The sequence below is a fragment of the Echinicola rosea genome, assembly GCF_005281475.1.
Lineage (GTDB): Bacteria > Bacteroidota > Bacteroidia > Cytophagales > Cyclobacteriaceae > Echinicola > Echinicola rosea.
The window spans coordinates 3760221-3772879 of record NZ_CP040106.1 but is presented as its reverse complement, the minus strand read 5'-3'; the positions used below and the strand labels follow the sequence as shown (position 1 = coordinate 3772879).

General features: G+C 42.6%; 8 protein-coding genes and 1 tRNA gene. 4 read left to right on the top strand and 5 right to left on the bottom strand.

Annotated features, from left to right (window positions below; translation table 11 throughout):
* Positions 1–26 precede the first annotated feature (26 nt).
* On the top strand, positions 27–1043 hold the full coding sequence (locus FDP09_RS14990) for a DUF481 domain-containing protein (RefSeq protein ID WP_137403444.1): 1017 nt from the start codon (positions 27–29) through the stop codon (positions 1041–1043).
* Positions 1044–1188: 145 nt separating this feature from the next.
* Here FDP09_RS14990 and FDP09_RS14985 read toward each other — a convergent pair whose 3' ends face one another.
* On the bottom strand, positions 1189–2913 hold the full coding sequence (locus tag FDP09_RS14985; protein WP_137403443.1) for an amidohydrolase family protein: 1725 nt from the start codon (positions 2911–2913) through the stop codon (positions 1189–1191).
* 3 nt (positions 2914–2916) lie between these two features.
* A complete protein-coding gene (locus tag FDP09_RS14980) occupies positions 2917–5685 on the bottom strand; it encodes a S8 family serine peptidase (protein WP_187328683.1) in 2769 nt (922 codons plus the stop codon).
* Between the two features lie 340 nt (positions 5686–6025).
* On the opposite strand from FDP09_RS14980, the gene FDP09_RS14975 reads away from it, so the two are divergent.
* Positions 6026–6235, top strand: coding sequence for a hypothetical protein (locus FDP09_RS14975; protein ID WP_137403441.1), 210 nt, complete (start codon positions 6026–6028; stop codon positions 6233–6235).
* A gap of 490 nt (positions 6236–6725) precedes the next feature.
* On the opposite strand, the gene FDP09_RS14970 is transcribed toward FDP09_RS14975, so the two are convergent.
* The 3 genes from FDP09_RS14970 to FDP09_RS14960 all read right to left on the bottom strand — a co-directional run bounded on the left by FDP09_RS14970 (position 6726) and on the right by FDP09_RS14960 (position 8795).
* Positions 6726–6807 (bottom strand) — tRNA-Leu (locus FDP09_RS14970).
* Between the two features lie 259 nt (positions 6808–7066).
* Complete coding sequence (locus tag FDP09_RS14965) at positions 7067–8137, bottom strand: agmatinase family protein (protein WP_137403440.1); 1071 nt, start codon at positions 8135–8137, stop codon at positions 7067–7069.
* Between the two features lie 178 nt (positions 8138–8315).
* Complete coding sequence (locus FDP09_RS14960; RefSeq protein ID WP_187328682.1) at positions 8316–8795, bottom strand: SixA phosphatase family protein; 480 nt, start codon at positions 8793–8795, stop codon at positions 8316–8318.
* Positions 8796–8956: 161 nt separating this feature from the next.
* Here FDP09_RS14960 and topA point away from each other — a divergent pair, with 161 nt between their 5' ends.
* Positions 8957–11278: a type I DNA topoisomerase gene (topA, locus tag FDP09_RS14955; RefSeq protein ID WP_137403438.1), complete on the top strand. Its 2322-nt coding sequence runs from the start codon at positions 8957–8959 to the stop codon at positions 11276–11278.
* Between the two features lie 460 nt (positions 11279–11738).
* Positions 11739–12428 carry an SIR2 family NAD-dependent protein deacylase gene (locus tag FDP09_RS14950; protein WP_137403437.1) on the top strand — a complete coding sequence of 230 codons (690 nt, stop codon included), beginning with the start codon at positions 11739–11741 and terminating at the stop codon, positions 12426–12428.
* The last annotated feature ends 231 nt before the right edge of the window (positions 12429–12659 follow it).

Below are 12659 nucleotides of genomic sequence, written 5' to 3'. Positions count from 1 at the left end.
TTAGTAAAATTTAAATACGTATTGCTTTGAAAAAGTTATTTACCCTTCTTATTCTTTTGATAGGTGTTTATCAGACCTCCATCGCCGATATTAGGGATTCGCTGGTATTCAAAAATCAAAATGTCATTGTCGGTGAGATAAAATCACTCGACAAAGGTGTGATCACGATAGAAACAGATTATAGTGACAGCGATTTTCAGATCGAATGGCAAGAAGTACAGGAAGTATATTCCAAGCAAAACTATCTCATCACTTTGATGTCTGGAGAACGGCACAATGGTTCGCTTTGGACCTATGATCCTACACATGTTACCCTTCACCTGACTTCCGGTGATAGTATGAAAGTAAGGATAGAGGAAATCGTTTATTTCAAAACATATGAAAACGATTTTTGGAGCCGATTATCTGCATCTGTGGATTTTAGCTATAGTTTTACCAAAGCCAATAACTTCACGCAAGCGGGCATCAGGAGCGCACTGGGCTATGTGGCCTCCAGCTGGTCGGCCAATGCAAGTTATAACCTTATCCGATCTAATCAGGATGAGGTAGAGCCCACACGAAGGGAAGATGCCAACCTCAATTACAAAAAATTTCTCCCCAAGGATTTTTATGTTCCTGCCAACTACGGCTATCTCTCCAATACCGAACAGTTGATAGATGTCAGGAGTACCTTCTCAGCTGGTCTCGGTAAATATATCGTACACACCAATGACTCGTACTTCGGTGTAGAAACAGGAGTATCGTACCTTAATGAAGTATATACCACTGAGGATCCTAGAAAAAACAGTATGGAAGCTTACTTTGGTGCTGAACTGAACCTCTATGATATTGGTGACTTGACGCTGCTTACCCGTGGCACGGTCTATCCGGGTATTACCGAAGGTGGTAGATGGCGTGTTGACTACAATATTGACACCAAGTATGATCTCCCGTTGGACTTGTACGTTAAAGTAGGATTTTCGCTGAACTTTGATAACCAACCTGTCGAAGGTGCTGGCAAGGCGGATTACGTCCTTCAAACAGGCCTAGGTTGGGAATTGTAATAGGATTGGATAAATCAAGGCTCCCAAATAATCTATAAAAACCAGGCGGTCTTTCGAAATCCATATGCCAAATGAGCCAGCCATTCTTTATGCCGAATGGCTGGCTCATTTTTTTTTGCCCCCTTAATAGGTAAATTACATTTTGCTATTGTTCGGCTTCGGATGTAGCAGGATTATTCACTTTTTCCAACTCCCCTTCGGACCAGTTAGTTAAAAAGCGAGCCGTAAACCTCAATCCGTTAGTAAAAGTAAACTTTTCGATCACCTCTTCTAAAAAACGTGCATCAACCGACCCTTTCCCATTGTATTTCAATGCTTTATAATTTTCATTGAACATATGATACTTATCAGCAAGTGGTAAATATTGCCTAAGGGCTTTATGAATCCCTCCCAACTTGATGATGTCTTCAAATCCATTAATCGGATTGATCAGGCCGTCAAAATCCGAACCAATACAAATATGGTCCCAGGGTGAGGTTCCTTCATGCCAAGGCAGCTTTTCATAGCCCAGTTTTACCGCATGCACGATATGCAGGCACAGTAGCATCATATGACGCTCTTCTTTGCTCGGAACAAGTCCAAACTTCTGGAATATCCCCTCTTCTCCTGCCAGCTTTCCTTCCTTATACAATTTTTTGAACTCATGGTAGGATACCTGTTCCTTCTCATAATACTTGTCTCGCACCGAATCCAATGCCGGATTTGAGGCCCCTAAGATGCGTTGGTCGAGGCTAATCCCCATCATGCCGCCAGCAGCCATGATTTCTATGATCTCCTCATCAAACAGGTTGATCGTCCATGGATTGGCATACAGTCCTTTATTAATTTTGTCGTCGGTCCGGCCAATTTTTCTGTTTTCTGGCGCTATGGACACCTCCCTGCCAGTTGTGCTGTCATGTACATATGACCTATATGATTGGCGGTTTAGGTAATGGTCAATGGACGTAAATGTAAAACCCGTGTGACTGGACAGTATTGGCAAGCGCCTTACCTTTGCATCCTCTTTTGCCAGTTGGTCCTTATACCGATAGTACTCAAGGCGCGTATATAAGCTCATGTGCTTGACATCGATCAGTACTGGGCGCGAAGGATGTACTAAACACTGTCGAATCAGTTTCTTACCTATCTCTGTCAATCCAAGCCCTACGGTAGGAATAAAGTGATCACTCCTGAAAGCTATCTGTGAAAGTTTATTGACCCCTTGGGCAAAGCCTCCGAGCCGTTGTTCTGGAATATCGCTGAGGTGACAAAGGTTAATGGACATAAAATCCATCTCCTTCATCTCCTGAACGGTCTTCATTTGAACATGGGGGGTTTCCGAAAGGATCCCATCCTCATTGCCTGCGGGCACATCGGACAGGTTATGGCCACCTTCTATGGCCAAGGTAAAACATCGCTTGTCCCCTGCATTAAGGAATGCCTCTATTTCATGTATAGACTTCCCCTCAAAATCACTACGTTTCAAAAATTCAATGTTAAAAGGAGCCTTGGATAGCTTATCAAAGCTCTTCTTATGCTGCTCCACTATTTCCAAAAAATCCTTCCAATAAGTGGTCTGGTGATGCTTTACACGATCAAAAATCCGGTCGTTTACGGGAAGGACGAAAGAGAAATCCTTGTCACAAATGTGCAAAATCCGCTCGGCAAATGCATATTCCACGCTGCTGAGTGAAACTACGCCAAGGCGGAGCAAACTGTCCTTGACCTGTGATGGTGACGACTGGCTGTCAAAAGAACCCCCCACAAGATCATTCAGCACTTTTGCTACTCCAGTGGTTTGAAAATTCTTATTGAAATCAAGTTTTAATTTCGGGTCTGCGATATAATGTTTAAACAACAAGTGAAAATGGAAATCATATAGCTTTTGCATGGCTCATTTCTTTATTTCAGATTCAATTTTTTGGTGTACTTTGGAAAACAGCTTTAATAGTTCTCCTTGGGATAAGTCGCCCGATGATTCCAATGAACCGTGTTTGCCGGTCACCAAGGTCCGTTCCAGCATCTTGGAGTAATCGGAAAGTTCAGCTTCATGACTGGAAGCATAAGATTCTTGACCGCCCCTGGCGATACCAAAAGCCCATCCATGGATTTTATTCCAAAGCGTCTTAGCCATTTCTCCATAAGCTTGGGTCACTTCTCCGAGCCTACCTTCATCCATGTTTTCATAAGCATAAATCAGTTTGTCCGGTTTTTCTGGAGTTGTTTTGAGGAGCTTGTCCACATCCAGGATGCCATGGCCAAACCCCACCTTGGGGAGACGGTTCTTCCTTCTGGCCGAAACATCCAGGGCTTTCCGAAAAGCTTCCACCTTCTTCCACCCCCTATAATTGCCATTGTTCAAAATATCCTCATACTTTGCCAGCCAAAGTGCTGCCGCTGCTGCTACATGAGGAGTTGCGTAGCTGGTACCATTTCCATATGAAAATGATTCACCGGCCTTTTGGCCATCTTTCGGTTCCAGAAAAATCGGCACATATACATCTTCGCCAGGTGCCGTAATATCTACGGTACTGCCACGACTAGATCCTTCCCATTCTTCATCCATGGGATTTGATGCCGCCACGGCAATGGTACCAGGATACACAGCCGGTGCCACGACCACCTGCACGACATTGCCAGCAGCGCAGCACCAGATGATCCCAGCATCATAAGCCTTTTTGGCCATTGCTGCAGTGGCCATCGTCGGAGGAAGCCCCAAACTCATCGAAATGATCGGATAGCGCTGTGCAATACATAAATTCAATGCATCAGCAAGCTCCTGCTGTCTTCGTATCAATATGACACTTTTGCATATACGGTAAGGAATCAATTTGAAGTCAAATTGCGCAAGCAAACCGCAATTTCCATTTTCTGCAATCAGCGTGACTTCATTGCCAATGAGCAAACTGCCGGTACGGGTAGCGTGGCCAGGATGTTTTAATATTCCTGAAGTAAAGCTATCTGCTGCATCATCGTCCTGATCGACAAAATCCATATCAAGTTCCTTATCAAAACCACCTGCGACCTTGGCATGATCGGTGAACCCCGTGTCGAATTGTACGATCTTAATGCCCAGCCCCTTTGGAGAAGGTACTTTTTTATCTGCCAGAACGCTATCAAACGAAGTGGCGTACCAATTCCACTTGCGATGATATTGCGGAGTCTTATCCACGACATAGATACTCTGTCGCTCGTCCCGGTATTTTTTTAGAAACTCATCTTCATTGGGTTTGCCATATCCGTCTTCGACTATTCCTTCAAATTTAGACTGCGCAGAATCGCCTTGGTCACTTCCTGTATTGAGCTGAAGGGGGATGTCCGTTTCCGCATTGATAATTCCCGGGATCGTCGATAGATTTCTGGCCTCATCTTCAATATTGCCCATCACGGGGACATTTAGCGTGAATAATTCGACCCTGCCCGCGGCAGCAAAAGCGGGCATAGATAATTTGATAATGGGTTCTTCACCGTATCGCGCACTCAATAGAGTACTGATGGTGGACAATACTTCCGGATTATTTTTTGCGGTAAATATATAATCTTGTCGCTTTCGGTCAGATGGTTTCATAGAAGGTTGAGGCTTTTGTTCTTTCCCTGAATCAGGAACGGGATATTTTTTAAAAGAGGCTTCCTTACGATCCGAATCCGAGGAGATTTCTTCTTGGCTCAAAGTAGTCTTATGCAATAATTTCTTCTTTATCTCATGCATTTCAGGAGGCAGGTCAAGGTTATTTAAGGCATTGATGACCCTGCTGATTTTGATCCCCTCATTTCCTATCCAATCGATTTCTTCGTCCGGTGTACTGGCAGTGGCAACAGCCCCTGACCGGGTGAGGATTCTGTTTTGACTATCTGTCCTGGGAAGTCCGGCATGATGGAGTGCGATAATTTCTCCTGTGCCCAGTGCCACCACCATAGATCCAGAAGAACCCGGCAGCGTATCACTTTCATAGACTATTCTGGTCCTGGTCTCCGAAAAAAACGCGGTGTTTTTGAGGACAATCTTTTTTGGCATCCCCCTTGGATGCTGGATAATCACACAGGATTCCCCTTTTATGATCTTTCCCCTTATTCCGTCGAGGTAAATTGGCTTAACAGTGGATAATGGGATATCCTCTTGACTTTTTTCCGCCAAAGCGATCATCGTAAAATCCAAACCTGAATAGGGTACTTCAGGGTCGGCCATATAAGAAGATGTCAGGAAAAACCGCTCTGCGTCCAGCTTAAACGAAAAGCTCTTTTTTATTTCCTTATTCCTATCCAATTCATAATTGAATTCCGCCAACATCCCCCGTGCACGCTCAGGACTGTCAATGACGTGGTTATTGGTAATGATGACATTATCGGATATCAAGAAGCCAGTGCCTATTGGACGCCCATGCTGGGTGATTCGGCAGACCGCCTTGGACAGGACAGAAAGCATCTCTAGGATATAGCTGTCTTGGAAGTCCACTCCACCGTTTATCCGCTCCATAATAATGGGCATCTCCCCTTCCTCGCGTGCCATACGGAGTTTCACCCTCTCCAGGTCATCTTCAAAACTTAAGAGGGGAATTTCCTTCGCCTTTACTTTTTGTAGCTTTTTGGCTGCTTCTTCAAATACAGGCTGGACTTTTCCATACCGGTCGGCCACGTATTCCATTAAACTCCAACGGGTTACCATATTAACTTGGATTTGGTGAAAACTATACAAAAAGGATACGTCATTGAAAATGGATGACATCCATAAACTTTGAGGGCAGGACACTTCGAAATTATTGAAAAAGCGATCCACCCTGAGCTAAAAGTGCGGTGTTAAACGTGTGGTTATGTTATCTCTAATTTACGTGATTTCATTCTATTAAAAAATACCATATACACGGTATTTAATTCATTAATAGGTTTTTATAAAGCAATTACCCCCTAATAATTTTAATATTTATCTGTTGATATAAAAAACTGGTACAAGCTTTGTATATATTCAGGCAAATGAATATAAACACTAATCTTTAACTATTGAAGCTATGAAAAAGGTATTAGCATTATTCGCAGTAGCAGGAATGCTATCTCTATATTCCTGTGGTAATGACAAAAATGATGACGCAGAAGACAAAATGGAAGAAGCCGGTGACGCCGTAGAAAATACGATGGAAGATGCTGGTGAAGCCGTTGATGACGCTGCTGATGATGTAGAGAAAAAAGCAGAAGAAATCGAAGAAGAAGTCAATAATTAAGCTTAATCAGTACGAATTAAAAAATTATCAAGGTGCCATATAAATGGCACCTTTTTTTTTGCAGGTTTACTTTTGGGATCTAATGTAAATCTTGAGCACGAACTTAGGATCAAGCAATATTTCTAGGGGTACGAATGTTGACATGGTCTTATGAAAGAAAATTTCCTGCTGTTAAAGCGATGGGCCTCTTCCATCCGTACGAAGGGGTTTTAGCGGGAATTTGTGGGGGAATAGGGAGGGAAATACAGCTAAAACTGAAAACATTGGACGGGCAAATTACCACGGGCTTCATCCATGGCTATAAACATGTCGCTCCTTTGGGGCTAGCTTTCGAGTGTAATCTTTCAATGCAGTTCCAACATGCACTTGGTCCCTTTGGTACTTTGGGGCATTTTATATTGTTGGTTTAGCCATTAAGAAAACTGGCGGCTCCCAACTTTTCCGCTTGATCAAAAAAAATCCCTTTCTTAATTAAGAAAGGGACTTTTAGTGCGGACGAAAGGACTCGAACCTTCATGCCCTAAGGCACTGCCGCCTGAAGACAGCGCGTCTACCAATTTCGCCACGTCCGCATGTTTGGGACTATATCCTCGTTTGGGATGACAAATAAATAAACAAAGACGAATTTATGCAACGCTTTTCTGTAAATTATTTTCCACTTTAACAACAACCTGTTGAGCTTCAGCTGTCCCATGTTGGATGATTGCGTTCAGCGGTAGGATTATGCAGAAAAGCACCTGCCAATTATCTTTGCCCAACCATTCCAGGTACAATAGTCACCTGTCATCATGTATCAATACGGATGACAGGCGACTGATGTAGGACAAAAGACTATTTCCACCAAAGTTTTCCTTGAGATACTCCCATGAGATTGGCCATTCTATAAAGCACTCTAGCTCCCACGTTACCATCCCATTGGCTGTCTCCTTCTCCCGGAGCTACTTCCACGAGGTCAAAACCGATGATTTTGCGGCCTGATTTGACAATTAGTTTCATCAAATACAAAACCTGATCAAGCTCCATTCCTCCCGGAACGGGTGTTCCTGTATTGGGGCAAAGTTTGGGATCAAACCCATCAATGTCTATCGAAATATACACCTCCCTGGGGAGAGAAGCGATGACTTGATCGCAGATTGTCCGCCAAGTGATTCCTTCATACAATTGCTCTCTGATATGGTGATCAAAGAAAGTCGTGATTCTTTGATCATCCGCTATTCTATCGGATTCTTCTTCACAATAATCCCTTACTCCTACTTGGATGAGTTTTTCTACTTGAGGAATTTTCAGAAAGTTGTGCGAAATGGAGGCATGCGAATACTTAAATCCTTCATAGTCTTTTCTCAAATCAGCATGGGCATCAATCTGCAAGACACCAAATCCCGCATAGCGCTCGGATAAGGCCTTAATATTACCCAATGGAGTACTGTGGTCCCCTCCTACCAAAGCCAACAACTTGCCCGCATTAAGTTGGTCTTTTGCTGTCTGATACACCCATTGGTTCATGCTTTCACAGGCCTTATCGATCAATGCCGGTACTGCGCCGAAACGCTCCATTTCTTCCTCTGGGGATCCCCTTTCCAACCAATCAATATAATTTCCGGCCAATATCCTATATTTGGTATTATTGCTATATACTTCTTCTGGAATAGGCAGCATATAGATACCCATGGTCCACGCATCCGTGATGTCATCTTGAAAAAGATCTACTTGTGAAGAAGCCTCCAATATGGCATTTGGGCCCTCCGCAGTGCCGGGGGAATAAGAGACAGTCACCTCCCATGGCACAGGTAAAACAACTATTGAGGCAGTTTCCTCATCAAATGGCAATCCAAAAATACTTCCCTCAGAGGCTACTCCGTTAGGGTCAAATCCATCAATTACTGTTTGTTTTTTCGTGGTCATAATTTACTTCAAATTTATAACTGTCAGATATGCTGTCACATACATTTTGAACGACAGTTAATCTTAACTATAATTTACATTAAATTTGGTTTTTGCCCAAACAATAAAACAATATTTACAATTTCTCTTTTCATTAGTATAATCAACCAAAAAATGGTTCGTTTCAATATAGATTTGATTATTGCAAAATTTCTACCAAGTTTCCCATCCCTCTTGTAATGGCAACCTCCCAGGCATCTACATCAAAATCTATCATGGCCATCATGCCCGGCTGCAAGCTCGGTTGGTATTCTCCAGTAAGAAATGAAAGAAAAGCGCTTAACCCTGGATTATGTCCCACTATCATCACTTTACTGCATTCGTTCGGCAAATTTCCGCATAAATCAACGATTGTTTGGACATCTGCCAAATAAAGTGCATCAAGAAACGTGCATTCTTTGACCTGTATAGCCTTGATGACGATCTCGGTAGTTTTACGGGTCCTAGTGGCAGTACTCGAAACCACGGCACTATATTCCAAACTTCGCGTAGCCAAAACATTTGTGAGCCTTTCCAGTTTTAATTTTCCAGTGGATGTTAATTTTCTTGAGAAGTCTTCCTTCTGGCCAAGTCCCACTTCCGATTCGCCGTGTCTCAATAAAGTTAATACCTTAGTCATTTGGGTAAGCATTAAGATTAAAAATTAATACAAAATTACAATAAAATAACCGTGCCAAAAGCAATATGAGATTGATTATTATTTGGAGGAGAATATAATCGCTTCTATTTTTGGATTTTGTTGAGGACAGCACTCGGCACTTACAGTAAAGGAAAACCATTATGCCAAAAAATCTAGTCATTGTCGAATCTCCGGCCAAAGCCAAAACCATAGAAGGCTATCTTGGTAAAGACTATAAAGTAACTTCCAGCTACGGACATGTCAGGGATCTTCCCAAAGGAGACAAGGCTATAGATATAAAAAACCACTTCCAACCTACCTATGAGGTAACTTCGGACAAGAAAGAAGTCATCAAGCAACTAAAGAAAATGGTAAAAGATTCTGATACCATCTACTTGGCGAGTGATGATGACCGTGAAGGAGAGGCTATCTCTTGGCACCTGAAGGAGGTATTAAAGCTCGATGAGGATAAGACCAAACGAATTGTCTTTAGAGAAATCACCAAAAATGCCATTACCAAAGCCATCGAAAACCCCAGAAGCATTGACATTGACCTGGTCAATGCGCAGCAGGCAAGACGGATATTGGACAGGCTGGTAGGGTTTGAACTCTCCCCGGTGCTTTGGAAGAAAGTAAAAGCTGGGCTTTCAGCAGGCAGGGTTCAGTCCGTTGCGGTAAGGTTTATTGTAGAGCGAGAACGGGAAATCGATAAATTTGAATCCAAATCCTCATACAAGGTTACTGCACTATTTAATGTAAAAGGCAAAGAACTCAATGCAGAACTCCCGAGGAAATTCGAAACGCAGGAAGAAGCGGAAGAATTTCTAAAGTCCTGCCTTGAGGCGAGCTTTTCCATTAAAAATCTGGAGAAAAAACCTACTAAAAAAACTCCGGCAGCCCCCTTTACCACCTCTACACTCCAGCAGGAGGCCAGTAGAAAACTGAGCTTTTCGGTGGCCCAGACCATGACCTTGGCTCAGCGGCTGTACGAAGCCGGTAAAATCACCTATATGAGGACAGACAGCGTCAACTTGTCCCAAGATGCCATGGAAAGTGCCAAGAACCAGATACTATCTGCTTTTGGCGCAGAATATCATAAATCCAGAAAGTACACTTCTAAGTCCGAGGGTGCCCAGGAAGCGCACGAAGCCATACGCCCTACCAATTTTGCGAATGAAGAAATATCCGGAGAGAGGAATGAGCAGCGCCTTTACGAATTGATCTGGAAGCGCGCCATCGCCTCCCAGATGGCTGATGCCCAATTGGAGAAAACCCTCGTGACGATCGGTATCAGCAACTCAGACCTCACCCTTAGTGCCAGCGGTGAGGTGATCAAGTTTGAAGGATTTTTGAAAGTCTACCTGGAGAGTACAGATGATGAGGACGAAGAAGAACGTAATGAAAACAAGGGGCTTCTACCTCCACTGACCATTGGACAGGATCTTGACCTTACGGAAATGAAGTCCCGTCAAAGCTTCACCAGGCCTCCAGCCCGATATACGGAAGCCTCTTTAGTGAAAAAACTAGAAGAAATGGGTATTGGCCGTCCTTCTACCTATGCGCCCACCATCTCTACTATCCAAAAGCGAAATTATGTCATTAAGGAATCCCGGGATGGTAAGCCACGGAACTATACCGAAATGGTCATTAAAGATGGTACATTTTCAAAAGCAGAAAAAACAGAAAACTACGGTTCGGATAAAAACAAACTCTTCCCTACCAACATAGCCATGGTGGTGAATGACTTCTTGGTGGATCATTTTCCAAATGTCATTGACTACAAATTCACAGCGAAAGTTGAAAAGGAATTCGATGACATCGCCCATGGTGCCCAGCAATGGGACAACATGATTGAAAACTTTTACAGCAAATTTCATAATACGGTAGAAGAAGCAGAGACAGTAGAGCGGGCCAATGTAAGCTCCTCAAGAGAGCTGGGCAAAGACCCTAAAACAGGTAAGCCCATCATTGCGCGTCTGGGCAAATTTGGTCCACTCGTACAAATAGGAGATCAGGAAGATGAGGAAAAGCAATTTGCCAGCCTGAGAAAAGGGCAATTTATCGAGAATATTACACTCGAAGATGCGCTCGAACTCTTTAAATTACCTAGGGACGTTGGCATGTTTGAAGACAAAAAAATAGTGGCTGCCATCGGTCGTTTTGGCCCCTATGTAAGGCATGATGGCAAATTTGTTTCCCTGGGAAAAGAATATGATCCTTTAAGTGTAACCGAAGAAGAAGCCATTCAGCTCATCAAGGATAAGCGAGAAGCCGATGCAAAAAAACACATCAAGACATTTGATGAAAATCCGGATATCCAAATCCTAAATGGTCGCTGGGGTCCCTATATCAAGTTTGCCAAAAAGAACTTCAAAATCCCCAAGGATAAAGTCGCCGAAGATCTCAGCTATGAAGAAACCATTGAGATCATAGAAAATCAGCCTGAAAAGAAAAAAGGCAGGTATGCTAAAAAGAAAAAGTAGAAAAATCCGGATCGACTTCGATCCGGATTTTTTTGTTGTTTGCTATTTACCAAATCTGTCAACTGCTTATTGGTGCAAATTATGCCCGCTATTTTTTGGTGCTTTAACATCAAAATATGTAATTTATAGAAGCTGGGAGGGTGCTTAGCCTCCGTTTTTAAATAGATACCCAATTCTTAATAACGCCCGATAACCTCATAAATAAGCTAAAAACAAATAATTGTCGTCCGGGTAAAGGTTTTAGGATTGAAAAAAATCATCTAAATCTGCCCCTAGATTCCCTAATGAGGGCTTTCTTATCATCCATTCAAAGAGCGGGTAGTTTTACGAAATCGCGTAAATCTTATCAGTTTTCTTTTAAAGCTACGTTTTCAGCGTAATTGAAATTTAATCCGACGACACTGAAAATAAATTAGCTTATTTTATGGAAAGTAGAAGAAGCATGTAAGACACATTATTTATGGCAAAAAAGAAACTGGTCGTACTAACAGGTGCTGGTATATCAGCAGAAAGCGGGATCAAAACCTTTAGGGACAGCAATGGATTATGGGAGGGCCATGATGTCATGGAAGTGGCCACTCCGGAAGGCTGGCAGAAAAACAAGAAATTGGTCCTCGACTTTTACAACCAACGTAGAAAACAATCCTTAGAAGTCCAACCCAATGGAGCACACTATGGTCTGGCTGAACTGGAGAAGGATTTTGATGTCACCATTGTCACCCAAAACGTAGATAACCTTCATGAAAGGGCTGGCTCTTCCAAGGTCATCCACCTACATGGTGAACTGTGTAAATCGCAAAGCACATTGGATCCTTCATTGGTATATGACCTGAATCATTGGGAAATCAAACTTGGCGATAAATGCGAAAAAGGAAGCCAACTAAGGCCATTTATAGTTTGGTTTGGTGAAATGGTAACCATGATGGAGCCGGCAGCCAGGGCTGCTCAGGAGGCGGATATTTTTGCAGTAATCGGTACGTCCATGCTTGTATATCCTGCTGCTGGTTTGATCCAGTATGCCTCAAAAGAAATCCCCAAGTATATCATTGATGTCAAAATCCCAGATATAGGTCATGTCCAAAAATTAATTCCTATTGAAGATAGTGCGAGTATAGGGGTCAGTAAAATGATGTCAATGATAAAACCATAAGGCAAAAAGGATAAATGGGTAGCGACAAATCACTTCCCTATTGTTAGTGGAATTTGAATGGAAAAATCACGATTTATTTTTTTTATAGAAAAACGCATAATTTTTTCTTATTGAATCACAGAAACTTAAGTGTAATGTGTGGAAAAACATCCAAAACATCCCACTATTTTACATTATGGGGTTTGCTTTAGTGGAAAATTATCCTTTATATTTGCAACGCCTTTAGGGAAA